At 49.1% G+C, this 17,077-nt stretch carries 8 protein-coding genes; 7 read left to right on the forward strand and 1 reads right to left on the reverse strand.

Annotated features, from left to right (window positions below; translation table 11 throughout):
* Nucleotides 1-748 precede the first annotated feature (748 nt).
* On the forward strand, nucleotides 749-3,214 hold the full coding sequence (locus H6F86_RS03840; protein ID WP_190446791.1) for a phage/plasmid primase, P4 family: 2,466 nt from the start codon (nucleotides 749-751) through the stop codon (nucleotides 3,212-3,214).
* Nucleotides 3,215-3,416: 202 nt separating this feature from the next.
* Nucleotides 3,417-3,932 (forward strand): DNA N-6-adenine-methyltransferase, encoded by a 516-nt coding sequence (locus tag H6F86_RS03845; RefSeq protein WP_190446792.1) that lies wholly within the window; start codon nucleotides 3,417-3,419, stop codon nucleotides 3,930-3,932.
* Nucleotides 3,933-4,299: 367 nt separating this feature from the next.
* On the opposite strand, the gene H6F86_RS03850 is transcribed toward H6F86_RS03845, so the two are convergent.
* A complete protein-coding gene (locus H6F86_RS03850; RefSeq protein ID WP_242033351.1) occupies nucleotides 4,300-5,226 on the reverse strand; it encodes a WYL domain-containing protein in 927 nt (308 codons plus the stop codon).
* 136 nt (nucleotides 5,227-5,362) lie between these two features.
* Here H6F86_RS03850 and drmD point away from each other — a divergent pair, with 136 nt between their 5' ends.
* From drmD to H6F86_RS03875, 5 genes are all read left to right on the forward strand, one after another.
* The gene (gene drmD / locus H6F86_RS03855; protein WP_190446793.1) at nucleotides 5,363-8,593 is read left to right on the forward strand and encodes a DISARM system SNF2-like helicase DrmD; all 3,231 of its coding nucleotides are present in this window, start codon (nucleotides 5,363-5,365) and stop codon (nucleotides 8,591-8,593) included.
* Nucleotides 8,594-8,602: 9 nt separating this feature from the next.
* Entirely contained in the window at nucleotides 8,603-10,285 is a 1,683-nt protein-coding gene (locus H6F86_RS03860) for a hypothetical protein (RefSeq protein ID WP_190446794.1), read from the forward strand.
* A gap of 16 nt (nucleotides 10,286-10,301) precedes the next feature.
* Nucleotides 10,302-14,300 carry a DNA methyltransferase gene (locus H6F86_RS03865; protein WP_190446795.1) on the forward strand — a complete coding sequence of 1,333 codons (3,999 nt, stop codon included), beginning with the start codon at nucleotides 10,302-10,304 and terminating at the stop codon, nucleotides 14,298-14,300.
* 163 nt (nucleotides 14,301-14,463) lie between these two features.
* Nucleotides 14,464-15,933, forward strand: coding sequence for a hypothetical protein (locus H6F86_RS03870; protein WP_190446796.1), 1,470 nt, complete (start codon nucleotides 14,464-14,466; stop codon nucleotides 15,931-15,933).
* An 11-nt stretch (nucleotides 15,934-15,944) separates the two neighbouring features.
* Nucleotides 15,945-16,988, forward strand: a complete 1,044-nt coding sequence (locus H6F86_RS03875) for a hypothetical protein (RefSeq protein WP_190446797.1) — start codon at nucleotides 15,945-15,947, stop codon at nucleotides 16,986-16,988.
* Nucleotides 16,989-17,077: the final 89 nt, after the last annotated feature.

Genomic DNA, 17,077 nt, shown 5'->3' on the forward strand with positions numbered 1-17,077 from the left:
CCTGAAAATCATGAAGGCATGGTTTATGTGGTCATGATTCGGTTGATGCTGAGGCGGTTAACAAACAACCGACGAACGAGGAACTTGAAACCTGCTTAACCAGCATTTACAAACACTTTCTTACGAAGCTGTGAAAATCCTTTCGATCGCGAGGCTGTCCCGACTACCTGGGAAGTAATCAATCAAGCTGTGAAAATAGCTGATTTAGACGATGCATTTAGAAAAGAAATTTACAGGCCATATGTGCAAGCAAGGCAAAGCTTTGTAACTAGGCTGATCGATGAACGATCTAGGATTTACGTTGGCGACACGCTACAGCGACAGGGCAGAAGAAAGAAGAAGAAAGATAAACCTACCTCTGAAACGACTTCTCCATAAGCTTTTCAGAGGAAAAGTCGTTTTCATGTTGCTTAGACAAACAGCTCTTATCGTTGGGGTAGAAAAGACAACTACGTACTCCAATGGTAAATTTCGTGAAAGGTCGGCGATTGTCAGAGTTAACTGGAATTTCTGCTTCAACCTTTAAGCAATACCGTTTAGGAAGCAAGCAGAGAAATACTCAACCCATTTGACAGGAAGGCATTCACTGGCAACGGGTTAATCAACGGCTAACACTATATAACTTGCCCTTAATTCTCGACTGGATCGCCAATCGAGCAAACTCTCTGGAACACCAGCGAGCGATCGAAACTTATTTGACTTCGCTCCCTTCTAATCAAACCCAAAAGCGTGGTCGGAGGGTTAGCTAATGAATTCAAAAAGCGAAAGCGATCGCGGGGTGGACTCTCACGATCGCTCAGTTCATCATGAATCGATTCAATCTCATTGTACTCAACTCTTTGCCAAATCGCTAACACAAGCCCATCGTAAAGAGTTAGAAGCCAGTGGGCTTAGTGAAGAGCAGATCAAAAAAGTAGGTCATTTCTCAGCCGATGCAGCGACTGCCAAAAAGCTAGTGGGAATCGCCCTGCCAGGGTTAATCTTTCCGTACAATGACCCCGCCAATAGACCCTATCTTAAGAAGGATGGCCAACCCTATTACCGACTTAAACCGGACTGGGGAACGCGTAAAACTGAGGAAAGTCCCAAGTATCTGAGTCCTAAACGTGAGGGTTGCCGTCCTTATTTTTCTCCCCTGTATCCCAACTGGACGAAGGTGCTCAAGTCAACCAAAACTGACCTCTGGGAAACCGAGGGAGAGAAAAAAGCAGACTGTGGCAGTGCTAATGGTTTGCCTGTAATCGCCTTTGCCGGCGTTGACGCTTGGGTTGATCGATACGATCGCAAAACAGGTCACAAGCTAGACACCTCTCGTTCATTGCCTGAACTAACAATCATCAAATGGGCAACGCGGCGAGTGAACCAGTGTTTTGATTCAGACATTATCGAGAAAATACCCGTTCAGATGGCTTTAGCGAAACGAGCTGGAGCACTCAAGCAGGATGGAGCTATCCCTTATCTCATTCTGTTACCAAATGAGGTAGATGGGGCCAAAAACGGGTTGGATGATTTTGTCATCAGACATGGCATTGAGGCACTCAAGATTTTAGCAAAAGCGGCAAAGCCCACGCCAGTAAAAATAGAAGAACGCGAGGTTAAGGATGCACGGGGCAACAAGCAAAAGGAATATTCTTGCTCTCTCACTTTAGAAGAACCGCAAAGCCATCTAAAAGCATTGATGGTGTGGGCAGTCCTGAAAGAACGGTGGGCCTACCGCCCGAGTATCGGCTGGTATGAATGGCAGGGTACTCACTGGAAATTGAAGACGCTCGAAGAATTTGAGGCCGACCTGACCCGGTTTATGGACGCTCAAAACTGGCAAAAGCGTAGTTCTGGCTTAATCACGTCGGTTGTGAGAGAACTGAAATCGCGACTTCAGGTGCGTGACCAAGATTGGAGTTCCTCCAGCAAAGTCGCCTTTCAAAATGGGACATTAGAGCTTGGTTTGAAGCAATTTATCCCGACGCACAACCCCTTTGATCGGCTCATCCGCCTACGTCCTTATGCGTTTGATGCCTTAGCGCAATGTCCAACCTGGCTCAGCTTCCTTGCTGAAGCAATGGAGGGTGATGAGGAACGGGTGCAACTTATCCGGGCAATCTTCCGTTATGCCACCTTGCCCAGAGCCCGCGATCGTAAAGCTGAAATTGAGAAGTCCTTTGACTTTTTGGGACAGAAAGGAACAGGTAAGGGGACAACGCTAGAGGTCTTAACGAATCTCGTTGGCTCTGAAAATATTGGTTCTGCCAGTGTTGACACATTCAAAACCGATGTGGGACTTGGGCGGTTACTTGATAAGGATCTAGCCATTGATTATGATGCATCGGGGTTTCTGAGCAACATTGGCAACTACAACAAGGTAGTCAGTAATGAGCCCGTGGAAGTGAAAAAGCTGTTTCAAGACACTTACACAACGCGGTTAGGGGTGGTGGTGATCAGAGCCTACAATGCCTTTATCGGCGTTCCCGATGGCTCCGAGGGGTTGGATCGGCGGCTCACCATTATTCCGTTTCGACAGCAACCCAAGACCATTGATACTGAACTATCCCAAAAGCTGGAGGCAGAATTACCAGGCATCTTTGCTTGGTGTTACTCGATGTCTGCCAGCGAGATGAAACAACGGCTCTTAACGGCAGGTACGATTCAGGCTGTGGCAGCCATGAGTATCGAACGCTTTGAAGCCAATAACCCTGAATTTAGATTTCTGTGCGCCGTCTTCCCGGAAGGTAAAGCAAGCATCAAAGCAGGAGATGTCTACAGCAGCTACACACACTGGTGTAGAGAAAACCAGCATCAACCCAAAAGCTCAGTTAAATTTGCGCCCGCGATTCAGGCATTAGGGTGTAAGCGGTCTGAAGGGAAGCGTCACGGAAATTATTACTACACCATTCCCGCCATGACTACTTTTGATGTTACGGCTCATTTGGGGATAGTTCAGAGACAGTTGGGGGACAGTTATCGAGACAGTTCAAACCCTTGCACAGAGGGGGAAGGGGATAGTTGGGGACAGTTTGAGCCTCAAAGTTTACAGAATCTTGGTGAAGCAAAATTGAAGGCTAATGGGAATAAGTATGAGCAAAAAGCAAGAATCCCCCCTTTCAAGTGTCTCCAGCTATCCCCCAGCCTTGCTCAGAAGGGGTTTCAACTGTCTCCCAACTATCTCAAACTGTCTCTCAACTATCTCAAACTGTCTCAACTGCTCTTCAATTGCTAACTACAAAAGCTATTGAAGAAACCGCAACTGACGAGCCCGTTAACTGTTCTAGGCCCATAGCTGTGGGTGATCAGGTTCGAAAGCGTCATAGGTATGGATGGATTGGAACTGTTCAAGCCATCCAAGATGCTGCGGCGGAAGTGTTGTGGGTTAATGACTCTCAGCCAACTTTAGTGGAATTATCAGAATTGGAGGTCAACAGATGACGCATATCGACAGTATTCACAGCAGCAACAGCCCAGAATGGTTCACTCCTAAAATCTATGTAGAGGCTGTTCGAAAAGTTTTAAGGAGTATTGATCTCGATCCAGCAAGTTGCCAAAAAGCGCAGGCAACAATCAAGGCACGTCGATATATGACTTCAGCTGATAATGGGCTTGAATATCCTTGGGATGGGCGCGTATTCGTCAATCCGCCTTATGGCAAAACTGGGTCACAAAGTAACCAGGCAATTTGGAGCCGTAAGATGGTTCAGGAATATGAGGCAGGCAACCTGAGTGAAGGCATATTACTTGTTAATGCTCAAACGGCTGAGAAATGGTTTCAACCTCTTTGGCATTACGCTATCTGCCTTACTGATCATCGTATTAAGTTTGTAAGCCCAGTCGGGGAGCCGAAGCAGCCAACTCACGGTAATGCCTTTGTCTATTTTGGTCCTCACACTGATCTGTTTGGTGAAATTTTTAGTCAGTTTGGAAGAATTGTGGAGCCGAAGTAGGGTTCAGACTCATAATTAGCTTTTGCAGAATAAATTGTGCCTAAGAGCTATTCAACTGGGTTTGATAGTGTTCACCTGCCCTCATTTCGAGCCAGGTTCACTGGTTCAGAATGCCTTTCTATCAGGGGTTTTAAGCTATTATCGCAACCCCCCGGACTTCTCCAAAAAGGCATTTTTTATAAAGTAGATTCGCAGCCTTGAACTTAGTTGAAAGGCAGTGACGAGCTAAAGTTTACAGTTCTAACAAATTCGGCTCGAGGGTCAAAGTTATGGATAGGCTTGTAAGCATCTAGGGACAGCGGTAGGCTTTCCGTCTGCGGTAGCGTGCTTGCATAAGGGAGAGGGAAGGAACCCATATCGAAGGGCATCAATCTTGGTAATGCTCATAGAGCGATCGCACTTCTTCTCTAAAGCGATCGCGCACTTCTGGCGGCGCTACAATGACACAATTTTTGCCATAGGGTAAAAGCTCTCGGAAAAACCAGAAGGTATTGCTGATGCGCCTTACAACACGACGAACTTGGGGAGCATCTTCCAACCACTCAATCACTTGGTCTTCAGGGCGTGGCTGATAGGCAAAAGCCAATCCGCCGAAGAGGTGAATTTCGACTTCGAGTTCATCTAATTGCTCGCGCCAATTGGCACGAGTGGTACTGATTGCGGCATCGGGAATATGGTCTAAGCGCAAAGTCCAGTTGTGTTGTAAGAACGAAATGTCGCGGTTACTATCCGTTTCTTCGCACCAACATTCTAAATACTGCCGTTTCTCATAAAAGGTGATGCGGGCAAAACTAATATTGAAGGTCAAAAGGCGAGCGGCGGCATCTTGGTAGGTCAGTCGAAAGGGGATCTGGCGACGGATATATTGGTCAATCTCAGTGCGCCAAGGGGCTATGGGCGTGTCCAGAAAACGTTCAATCTCGTTGCGTAACGGCATAGCTAGTTCACTGCGCTCTAAAAGCAAACTAGCCACAAGCTGAGCCGCGTCGGTTTGACCTGTATCAGCCAACGAACGGATGGCTTGCTGCAGGGCGCGTATCCGCATTTCTGACCAGTCGTTGTTGTGACCAATCAATAACTCTCGACGGGCGATCGCTTCCATTAAACGGGAAATATTAGGGCGATCGCCCCACAGCATTCCCTGCTCACGAGCAATTGCTTCTAACTGAGCTTTGTCTTGCTCTGACACCGAAAGCGTCATTGACTGCCCTTTGCGTCCCATCATCACTCCACCTGTACGTACACTTTGTACTTGCCACTCTCTATTGTGACTGCCATCATGAGGATATGGCAATCTTTTGTTTTTTCTTGCGTAAAGGTGGGTTCTCTAAGTTAGAACCAGTCAAACTTTAGAAAAAGCATAAAAGGCTTGTCTTCCCTGTTTGAGACTGAATTTATTGGCGGTCGATTAGCTTGTATAGAGAAACAACATGCCACCAGTGCTACTCGAACCGGGGCAAATTATTCGCGTGCGTTCACGCCAATACCTCGTTGAAGACGTAATCCCTTCTAATTTGTCAGCAGGTGACACCAGAGTTCGTCTAGCCTGTCTTGAGGATGATGCTCAAGGCGCTCCGCTAGAGGTCTTTTGGGAGCGGGAGATTGATGCGCAGGTCTTGGAATCCCCATCCTGGGAAGCGGTTGCCAGTCGCGGCTTTGATAATCCCCGTTACTTTTCGGCTTACCTGCACGCTCTCCGGTGGAATTGTGTTACCGCCACAGACCCGAAGCTGTTTCAGGCTCCCTATCGTGCTGGCATTGAGGTCAAGGCATACCAGCTAGAGCCTTTGCGAAAGGCGCTGAGAATGCCACGAGTGAATCTGTTTATAGCGGATGACGTGGGACTCGGCAAAACAATTGAAGCGGGTCTCATCCTACGCGAAATGTTGCTGCGGCAGAAGATTAAGCGCGTGGTCATTTCCTGTCCACCCTCAGTGGTAAGGCAGTGGAAGGATGAGATGGAAAGTCGCTTTGGTCTCACGTTTATCATTTACGATCGCGACTTTGTTGCAGCCAAGCGGCGAGAGCGGGGGTATGGTATCAATCCCTGGAAAACCCATACACGCTTTATCATTTCCCATTCGCTCCTACGGGACGAAGTCTATGCGGCACCGTTGCGTGACTGGCTGCAAGACTTTTCAGCGGGATCGATGCTGATTTTGGATGAAGCCCATAATGCCGCTCCAGCCGGTGCTTTTCGCTACGCGATCGATTCTCAATTGACCCGTACAATCCGTGATTTGGCACCTCGATTTGAACACAAGCTGTTCCTGTCTGCCACCCCTCACAACGGCCACTCCAACAGCTTTGCTGCCCTTTTGGAAATTTTAGACCCACAACGGTTTTGCCGAGGTGTGCCCGTTCGCAGTAAAAAGCTGCTCGATGCGGTGATGGTGAGACGGCTCAAGCAGGATTTGCGAGAAATTAATAGTGCTGACTTCCCTTTGCGGCAAGTCATTCCTGTCGTTATTCATGGCTTGCCAGATGATGCGCCTGAATTGAAGCTGGCTCGGTTGCTCCAGCAGTACCGTTCCTGCCGCGAAGAGCGGTTGAAGGATGCTCCCAGAGCAACCCAAACAACTGCCATGCTGGTGATGACTTCGCTCCAGAAGCGTCTGTTGTCTTCGATCGAAGCCTTTGCCCGCACGTTGAGAGTGCACCGGAAGGCAACTGAACGGCAAGCAGAGCAGCACCCGCTTAACCAGAGAGGCTTCACACTGCTGCAAGAGTCTCCTGGTGCAGATGACGAGCGGGCAGACCTAGATGAAGACGAAGTGTTGCATGAAGAAGCCTCTCAAATGGAAAAGGCAACGCAAGCTTTTAGTGCGGCCATCTCGCAACAAGAGTTAGACCTGTTGGAGGCAATGACCCAGATTGCTGAGCAAGCGCGTCACCAACCAGATAGCAAAGTTAAAAAGCTGGAGCAATGGCTACGCGAGCATCTTTGTCCTGACCTGGGCACACCGGGGGCAAAGTGGCTGCATCGGCGGGTGCTGATCTTCACTGAGTACACCGATACCAAGCGCTACCTGGAGCAGCAGCTTGGAAGCCTCCTTGCTAACTCGCACCGAGAGCACGACCGCATTGACACGTTCCACGGCGGCATGGGGGAAGAGCGTCGGGAATACATCAAACAGGCTTTTAATACTGACCCTGCTCAACATCCCTTAAGAATTCTGATTGCGACCGATGCGGCACGGGAAGGGGTCAATCTTCAGAATTACTGCGCGGACTTATTCCACTTCGATGTGCCCTGGAACCCTAGCCGGATGGAGCAGCGCAATGGGCGGATTGACCGCAAACTTCAACGGGAAGCAACTGTTCGCTGCCATTACTTCGTGTTGTCACAACGGGTAGAGGATCGGGTGCTCGATGTATTGGTGAAGAAGACTAAGCAGATCCAGGATGACCTGGGAAGTTTGTCACCAGTCGTTGAGAAGCATGTGACCCAGCTACTGGACAAGGGCATCCGGCAGTCTGAGGTACAGAAGCTAACGGAAGCGATTAATGCAGCCGATCAAGCAGATGAGGAGTCCCAAAATAAGGGTGGTGCGATTAAGGAAGAGTTAGAAGCGATTCGACTACGGCAAGACAAATTACGGCAGCAGCAGGTGGAACTGGAAACCATGCTGAGGGATTCCAAACTCTGGCTAGGGCTGGACGATCGCCATTTCCGCGATACCTTATCCGTTTCCTTAGAGCTAATTGGTGCTGAACCACTAAAGCCTTTGCAGGCAGCGGCAGCAGTAGATGATGAGGAGCGCAGCCAGTGGTCTGTTCCAGCCTTAGATCAGCAAGCGGGAGCCGATCCAACCTGGGCAACGACACTGGATACCCTACGGTCGCCGCGACAAAAGTCGCAAAAGCTCTGGGATTGGCGTAAAGAAGCACCGATTCGTCCCGTGGTCTTCCGCGATCCTGGTTCCCTTGACGGCAAGGTTGTTCACTTGCATCTAGAGCATCGCATCGTCCAACGATTGCTGGGGCGGTTTCTCTCTCAAGGGTTTCTGCATGACGAGTTGACCCGTGCCTGTGTTTGCCGCACCGATGACCCCATTCCACGGGTGATTATTTTGGGCAGGCTGTCGCTGTATGGCGATCGCGCAGCTCGACTCCATGACGAAATTATCTCAGTGGCGGCAGACTGGATTGATCCAGAAGCTAGAGGGCGAGGGCGGCTGCGTCCCTTAAGTGAAGGCGAGAAAAAAGATGTGCTGCAAATCCTGGAAGATTCGTTGGCCCATCCCCGGCTAAGGGAAGTGCCACCCGCACTGGTCGAAAAGCTTAAAGTTCATACGGCCCGCGATGTGGAGGATTTGTTGGCTCACTTAGAGCGCCGTGCCACAGAACTGACCGATCGCGCTAAACGCAAGCTGGAGCAACGGGGTGAAAAGGAAGCAGCAGAAATGAAGACGCTGCTGGAGGAGCAACGCGATCGCATTTTGAAACAGGTCAAACAATACGAAACTCAACAGTTATCCCTCTTCAATGCTGATGAAATGCGGCAAATCAATGCCGATCACCAACATTGGGGGAAGCGTTTGGGTGAGCTAGGAACAGAGATTTTACGTGAACCAGAACGCATTCAGCAGACGTATCAAGTCAAGGCTGAACGCATTGAACCAGTGGGAATTGTGTACTTGTGGCCAGTATCAAATTAGGGGAAAGCTATGGAAGACATGCGGCTAAGTGACTATAAGAAAGCGTTGTGTGCCCACTTTGAGGCCAATTCCTCTTTTGAACTGCGACAGAGCGAGAAGTGGCAGCAGTTTGCCCAGGAGAATGAAATCCATGAACTAGGGAGGCTCAATGATTGGAAACGAGCTTACGAAGCAGTTTTTCTGGCAACTTCCAATTCAGAAACAGATACTATCTCTGAAAGTGAAGCCTCATCTGAAGACGTGGCTATAGAAGTTGTCAGCTATCGCCGTTGGGATATTGAAGCCTCCCAAGCCGTCCCAGAGGATTTGGCTTCGTTCACTGAGCTGCAGAACCAGGAAGGCCAGTCGGTGGGTGCCCTTTTGCAGTACTCGCCGATACAAAGCCAGGCTCTTATTGACCATTTCCGAAGCTTGAGCCTGCACTCATCAAAACCTTGGCATCAAGGCCAACTTAGCTCTGCGATCGTGGATCAGCTTGGTGCTACTTCATCTCTAGTAGCGACTGGGTTGCAAGCTGGTCAGCTCATGAGGGTGATAGGGCCACCGGAGCTAGTTGCTGGCCTTGCTAACGGCGCTTACAAGATGGTTCAAACGGCGACGGGTTCTATCGGAACGGTTAGCGCCACAGGGGGTAAGTTCGTTGGCCAGCTCCGGTTTGCTCAAGCTTCTACCTTGCCTATTCTGGCTCCAGTTCTAGCATTCCAAGTCCTGCACATGATTGTGGGCACCCAGCAGCTTAACCAAATCAACCAGCGCCTTGCTAATATGGAGCGCACACTACAGGCACTTCATATCAGGCAAGAAGCTCAGATTCTAGGCGAAATACACTACGCCATCAATGTCCTGGATGATATTTTGGAAGAGCGAGTGCAAACAGGCGTTTTTACCGCCGATGCCAGCAATCGCTTAGCTCTCGTTGAAAAAAGTATTCTTTCCATACTAGAGCGAAATCGGCTGCTGGTAGAAAGTTTTAGGGAAAAGGCCAAGCAAGCCAAATCTCGAAATGGCAAAAAGGGTGCACGTAATGCGGCTGAATTACTGAAGTCTGATGGCTCTCAGGCAATTCACGATATGCAGTGCTTAGTGGGTCTCATCGCCGCTGATCTTAAGCTTGAGCAAGCTCTGATCCTTTTGGCTATGCAGAATAATCCAGCCGATGTTGCCCGTCGGCAGGAGCGCATTGGCAGCAAAATGCAAAGCCACCAGCAAGCGATCGCGAATCTTCCCTCGATCGAGGAGATTAAACGTCATGCGCAAGTTTGTCTGCAGTCAATGAAGTGGTGGGAGAAAATCATTGATTTCGGACAAACCTCTGGAGAAGTTCAAAACCCTGAATTTTTAAAACTGCAAGATGTTAAGCCCCAGTTTGCAGCCCTTCAGCCGAGTTTGAAAGGGTATGTCTTTTGGAAAGACGAGGAAGGTACCCACGTCTTTGCCATGTCTGGTGATGATCTGCAAATCCAGCCGACTGGTGCCAATGGAAAAGCTCAGAAGGCTTTAGAGGCCAAGATTAAGGACTATATCAGTCCCGGTAAGAGTTACAGATTACTACTGCCTGAGTCAGATATCTCAGTTAGGGTCTCGGTTGAGAGAGAAGTAGAACCGGGCTTGTGGTTCGGTCGGCACCCTAGCCAGATAGGAGAGACAAACTTTCTTCTCCGTCATGTGGATTACGCCCCAGTAAATGCCTGAGAGAGCAGAAGTGAAAATGGCAACTGATCTTGATATCCTCCGACACAAAGAATGGCTTGGGCTGCTTCAGCCAGTGGGTCTGGTCGTTTCGCCGCCAGCGCTGATTAAGGCGCAGGCGGTGATCGATCGCGGCAAACTGGTTGATTTACAAGAGCGCTTACAAGCAGTTGTTTCAATAGCTCCGATCGCTCGTCATAAGAATGAACCCATTGCCTGGGTTGAAAACGTTTCAGCGTTTACTCAGAAGGTTTTAGGTTGGCGTGATCGGGACCTGGTGGGTACGTCTGGGCAGGAGGCATTACCAGAGGAGCTAGCGGTCGCGTTGCTCAGCTATGGGGAGACGCTCAGACCGACTTATGCCGTGCGTGACCCTGATAGTGAGCAATGGGTTTTGCTGATTCGGGAACTTGCACCAGGGTTGTCTTTTGATGAGGATGATCCGGCGACCGCTACGGGGCAGGGTTGGCAAGCCAGTTATCAGGCGAAGTTTGAACGGTTGCTGCGGGAAACGGGAGTCTATGCTGGACTGCTGGTGAATGGCACAGAAATTCGGTTGGTCTATGCGCCGAAGGGTGAATCTTCTGGGCATCTGACTTTCCCGGTGCAGGCAATGACGGAAGTGCCAGGTCGCTTGATTTTAGGCGCGCTCGATTTACTGCTGGGTGAAGATCGGCTGTTCAATGTGCCGGAGAATCAACGTCTGAGCCGACTGTTGGAGGATAGTCGCAGCTATCAGGCGGAGGTCTCTACCAAACTTTCGGGGCAGGTCTTAGATGCGCTGTGGGAACTGTTGCGAGGATTCCAAGCGGCTGATGCAGCAGCTAATGGCAGACTGCTCAGTGCGTTAGCTGAAACTGACCCGCAACATATCTACGGTGGGCTGATTGCTACCCTGATGCGCTTGGTGTTTCTGCTGTATGCCGAAGATGAAGGGCTAATGCCTGACGATGAGGTGTATCAGCGCCACTATGCGGTGTCTGGACTTTATGAAAAGCTGCGAGAGGATGCAGGCAACTATCCTGACACAATGGATCAGCGGTACGGTGCCTGGGCAGCACTGTTGAGTTTGTTTCGCCTGGTTTACGACGGCGGCGGTGCTACGGAAGAGTACCTCCCGGCGCGGCACGGGCAATTGTTTGACCCTGATGCCTACCCCTATCTCGAAGGTCGTCCGATCGATTCCGAGTTTGCAACCTACGGCAGACTGGAAGCGCCTCGCATTGCAGATGGGGTAGTTTACCGGATGCTGGACAAGCTGCTGCTCTTGGATGGGGAGCGGCTTTCGTACCGGGCGCTGGATGTGGAGCAGATTGGCTCGGTGTATGAGGCAATCATGGGCTATGAAGTGCAGATTGCCCACGGTCGATCGCTCGCTGTGCGGTCTAAAGATGTGGTGGTGAATGTGGATGCCATTCTGGCAGCGAAGCCAGTCGATCGCGCCACGATACTGAAAAACGCGGAGTGTGACCTGAAAGGGGCAGCACTGAAGGAGTTAAAGGACGCAACCACAGCAGAAGCGATCGTGGCAGCGATCGGTCGTAGGGTGTCACCCAGAACCCCGAATTTGTTGGCAACAGGCAGTTTGTTTTTGCAACCAGGAGAGGAACGGCGGCGATCGGGGTCTCACTACACGCCCCGAAAGCTGACGCAGCCGATCGTGGAGAAGACGTTGGAACCTGTGCTGAAGAATTTAGGTGAGCATCCCACACCAGAGCAGTTGTTGGATCTGAAGGTGTGCGATCTGGCGATGGGTTCGGCGGCGTTTTTAGTGGAAGCCTGTCGGCAGTTGGCAGACAAGCTGGTGGAAGCCTGGAATCATCACGGGAAGCCAGCGGATCTGCCGGAGACGGTGGAAGATGTGGTGGTGGCGCGGCGATTGGTGGCGCAGCGGTGTTTGTATGGAGTAGATAAGAACCCGTTTGCAGTGAACCTGGCGCGGTTGTCGCTGTGGTTGGTGACGCTGGCAAAAGATTTGCCGTTTACGTTTTTGGATCATGCTCTGAAGTGTGGGGATTCGTTGGTGGGGCTGACCAGAGCGGAGATTGGTAGCTTTGGGGCAAGTGCAGCCTATGAGCCAACGTTTTTTGAAGACCACAAACGGTTAATGAAGCAGTCGGCAACGAAGGCACTGGCGTTTCGGCAGCAGATTCAAATATCGGATACGCGATCGGATGGAGATGCAGAAACCAAACAGGCGTTATTGCAAGATGTGGAGCGCGCCTTAGAACCAGCTCGATTAACTGCAAAAATCGCAGTCGCCTCTTTCTTTGTGGGTGACAACGCCAAACAACGGCAGAAATACCGTGAGGAATTTGGCGGTAAGTTGATTGGCTACGAGAAGGGATTGATAGATGAATCAGAGATTCAATCGATCGCTGCCAGATTAACAACGGGAACTAAAGCAATACAGCCGTTCAACTGGGAATTAGAGTTTCCAGAGGTATTTGAGCGAGAGAATCCAGGTTTTGATGCGATCGTAGGTAATCCACCATTCATTGGTGGAAGAAAGATGAAGTCTGCTTTGGGTGAAGAGTATCAGGAATGGATCTTTAACGCTTGCCTAGAAGCTAGCAAGAATGGCGATTTAGTTGCTTACTTCTTCCGTCGAGCTTTCACTCTACTTCGCCAAAATGGCGCATTTGGGTTGATTGCCACCAATACCATTGCTCAAGGAGATACTCGGAGTACTGGTTTGCGGTTTATTTGCCAAAACGGGGGCATGATTTACAACGCACAAAAACGAGTCAAATGGCCTGGACTTGCAGCAGTAGTTGTAAGCGTGGTGAATGTTTTCAAAGGAATTTATGACGGTTTCAAAACTTTAGACAACCAGTTATTGGAGAAGATTACAGCATTTCTGTTTCACGATGGAGGACACGAAAATCCAGCAGTGTTGCTAGCAAATGCTAACAAGAGTTTTCAGGGCAGCATTGTTTTGGGAATGGGTTTTACCTTTGACGACACCAATCCTGAGGCAACACCGATTGCGGAAATGCGCCGTCTGATCGAAAAAGACCCTCGTAACGCAGAACGCATTTTTCCTTACATTGGTGGTGACGAAGTCAATAGCAGCCCGACTCATGCTCATCACCGTTATGCCATTAACTTCTTTGACCTTAACGAAGAGGAAGCGAGGAAATGGCCAGACTTAATGGAAATCGTTGAGCAAAAAGTGAAGCCAGACAGAACTCGCACTAATAGCAAAGGGGAATTTGTTTTACGGAGTCCGTTACCTCAACGTTGGTGGCAATATGCAGACAAACGACCGGCATTAGTTAAAGCGATCTCCCAGTGTGATCGAGTGTTAGCTAGACCTAGAACAAGTAAACATCATGCTTTCACCTTTTTACCCAATCGTATGGTTTACAGCGAAAATCTTGTAATTTTTGCTTTACCAGACAGTGCATTTTCAATTATTCAAGGTCGAGTGCATGAAGTTTGGGTACGTTTTACTTCTTCAACACTTGAGGATCGACAAGGCTATCGTCCTTCCGACTGCTTTGAAACCTTTCCCTTTCCAGTTGACTGGGAAGACAATCCTATCCTCGAAGCCGCAGGCAAAACCTACTACGACTTCCGCGCCAATCTCATGATCCGCCACAACGAAGGACTCACCGCCACCTACAACCGCTTCCACGACCCCGACGAAACCAACCCCGACATCCTCCAACTGCGCGAACTCCATGCCCAAATGGATCGTGCCGTCCTCGATGCCTACGGTTGGACAGACATCCCCACCAACTGCGAATTCCTGCTCGACTACGAAGACGAAGACGACGAAGGCACCAGCAAACGCAAGAAACCCTGGCGCTACCGCTGGCCCGAAGAAGTTCATGATGAAGTTCTCGCCCGCCTACTAAAACTTAACCAGGAACGGGCAGATGAAGAAAAACTAGGTCGCACCCCCCGACGTAAAGTTGCCGCGAACACTAACACAGCCGACCCACAAACACCCCTTAGCCAAAAGCAACTTGACCTGATTCCCCCCGACAAAGAACAACTTGACCTGTTCTAACCTTGTTCTCCCCTTCTACTGCTTCATGTACGTGAACATGCCGAATATGGGACTACTTAATTTTGTCCTGTATACATTTTTCCTATAAAGGGAATTTTAAGTAGGGCATATTGTCTCTCTCAATGTCTAACAGCATCACGACTCCAGCCAAACAGAATTACGAATGATAACCTCTATCACTCCTCAACCGGCTCTGGCAGACCTTGAACGCTACCGATGCCAAGAAAGCAGCGTTACCTACTGGAAAACTATTGATTTCTTTCCCTACGATGAGCAGAATGCTGTTTGGTTCAGTAACTTCTTAGCAGGTGATCAGGAAACGATTGAAAGACGCATTCAAGCTCGTGCGTCAGAAATAGGCATTGCAGCAGAAGCACTCAAACAGCAGTTCGAGAATTATGTCAAAGTCAAGCAAACTCCCTTTTGCATTTGGCAAATCGACCCTGTCTTAGGTGAGCAAAAACCTACCTTTTTTACCTCACTCGACACACTGGTTGCAGAGAATAGCCCAGCGGCAAAACCAATTGGGGCTTTAGGAAAGTTTTTCAGCATTTCTAAGCGCATTGCTCCTTGGATTTGGGCGATAGTCCTAGTCGTCGTGATCATTCCGATGATTGGTCAGTGGTTTATGGTGCAATCACTCCCTAAGAAACCAATTCAACCTGCGATCGTTCAGACCAATGCCACCCCTAACCCCACAATTCAGGCTCCGCAGCCTGTAGCTAACTGGGATCAGTTCGAGCGTCTCACTAAAGACAAGATGCGGAACGCCCATGTTAAAACGGAGGCTTTTGCCCGCAAAGAACTAGATGATTGGGCTAACGGGCTAACTCAACGCTTAGACGAAAGCTTCTTAGACTGGTACTTTGGCTACTTTCATCAAAAGCAACTCCAATACGAAAGCTTCTTTACAGGCATTTCTGGAAAATTCCAACAATGGCTCGACCCCAGCAAGCCTTCCCCTCAAGAAAAGATTGCTGAAGAGATCACCAGAGAATTCCAGGAAGAATTTGCTAAACGAGTTCTCGTTCCTCAAATCTCCGAATTTCAACTGCAAAATATTACCCTAAAAACCGCTAAAGCCTACCTTCGTGAACTGGGACAGGAATTCAACCAAATCCCTATCGAAAGTGATATGTCTGCTGCTGAGTGGGATCGCTACCTGCGCGAAACCTCCATTGCTATACCTGGCATGGAAGGAAAGTCAGTTGCATTACCCCTTAAGCAAATGACAGCAGTCGGAGCTTATGCTGCCCTCAAACCTCTCATCGTGCCCTTACTTCCTAAAGTTGGAAGTGCTGTTGTTGGCAAAATGGCGACCAAGATTGGAGCCAAACTCGCTACCAAAACGGGTGGCACGCTAGCCGCAAAGCTGGGAGGTACTTTGCTAGATGCTACCGTCGGCGTCGGTATCCTTCTCTGGGATGTCTGGGATACCAATCACACTGCCAACATTGAAAAGCCCATTCTTCGCAAAAACTTGATCGACTATATTACTCAAGTTGAAGAATCCGTTCTAGAAAATCCAACCAACGGAATCATGACCGTTACCAGCAAAATTGACGAAGAAATCTTAAGGTCGATTCACATAGTAAAGGATGCCCAAGCATCTTTTGCTGGAGCTAAACCATAGAAGGACATGGCATGAAATTCTTCAATAGTTCAAAACAAGTTGTAGGAGTTCTGCTATTAGCCACCTGGCTCTGGTTAGCTCTACTGCCATCTTCAGTCGCATTAGCAAATGAGAGCTTCCAATTAGCTTCCACACAAGGAGATGTAACCACCGACATAGACTATAACTGGTCAGAAATCGACCAACAGCTTGTCAACTCCTTGAATGATGTGAGTCAAAGCACAGAGGAGTTTGTCAGCAGGGAATTGGATCACTGGACACAGAAACGCATTGACCGAGTTGAGCATCCCTTTCTAGATTGGTACTTCAATTTTCTGCATCAGAAAGCGACTGAATTCGGTGTGCCGTTCGCATGGATGGCTTTCAAATTAGATTCTCAGCTCAAAATCTTCCAAACCAAAGAGGAAAAAGCCGAACAGCTGAATACCAATCAGATTCTTCAAAGACGCATGGAAGAAGACATCAACCGGAAATTTGCCGAAGTCGTGTTGAATCGAGAAGCGATGGCTGACTTAAAAGATGTCATCGATCGCACTGCCGAAAATTATGCTTCAGCAGTTGGTGTAAAGTTTTCCAGCATCAAAAGCCGCTATCAAGTCGCCGATCAAGACTGGGAGCGACACTTGGATAACCTCTCTCAAATTGTTGCAAATACCGGAACTGAAGGGCTAGGGCTGTCGGGCAGTGCTCTGACTGGCAGTCTCACCACTAAAGTTCTTGCTGTAACTGCTGCCAGCGCAGGAACTAAAGTTGTCACTGGTTTAGTTGCCAAATCAAGCTCTAAGCTCTTAGCCAAAGGAGGTGCGGCAATTGCAGCTAAATGGGGATCAACCCTTGTAGATCCCGCGTTAGGCATTGGATTGATTGTCTGGGATGTCTGGAGCTATCGCCGCAACGTTGATCACGATCGCCCCCTATTAAAACAAGACCTGATCCGGTACATCACTGCACTCAGAGATTCCATCCAAGAAAATCAGGAAGGCAACGGCATCATGGATGCGATCGCGTCCCTTCAGATGGATCTGATCAAGGGTCTACACCCTCGCTATGGGTAAAACGAAGCAGAAGAAATGGACTGCTAATAGAGCAAATTTTTCTCGTACATAACGGCTCTAAGTGTAACTGCAAGATGGATTCAAATCAT

Source organism: Phormidium sp. FACHB-592 (genome assembly GCF_014695795.1).
In the GTDB taxonomy this organism is placed as follows: domain Bacteria; phylum Cyanobacteriota; class Cyanobacteriia; order Leptolyngbyales; family Leptolyngbyaceae; genus Stenomitos.

Excerpts from the sequence above, each read along its gene's own strand:
- H6F86_RS03840 (WP_190446791.1), top strand. The coding sequence starts at position 749 with ATGAATTCAAAAAGCGAAAGCGATCGCGGGGTGGACTCTCACGATCGC.
- H6F86_RS03845 (WP_190446792.1), top strand. The coding sequence starts at position 3,417 with ATGACGCATATCGACAGTATTCACAGCAGCAACAGCCCAGAATGGTTC.
- drmD (WP_190446793.1), top strand. The coding sequence starts at position 5,363 with ATGCCACCAGTGCTACTCGAACCGGGGCAAATTATTCGCGTGCGTTCA.
- H6F86_RS03860 (WP_190446794.1), top strand. The coding sequence starts at position 8,603 with ATGGAAGACATGCGGCTAAGTGACTATAAGAAAGCGTTGTGTGCCCAC.
- H6F86_RS03865 (WP_190446795.1), top strand. The coding sequence starts at position 10,302 with ATGGCAACTGATCTTGATATCCTCCGACACAAAGAATGGCTTGGGCTG.
- H6F86_RS03870 (WP_190446796.1), top strand. The coding sequence starts at position 14,464 with ATGATAACCTCTATCACTCCTCAACCGGCTCTGGCAGACCTTGAACGC.
- H6F86_RS03875 (WP_190446797.1), top strand. The coding sequence starts at position 15,945 with ATGAAATTCTTCAATAGTTCAAAACAAGTTGTAGGAGTTCTGCTATTA.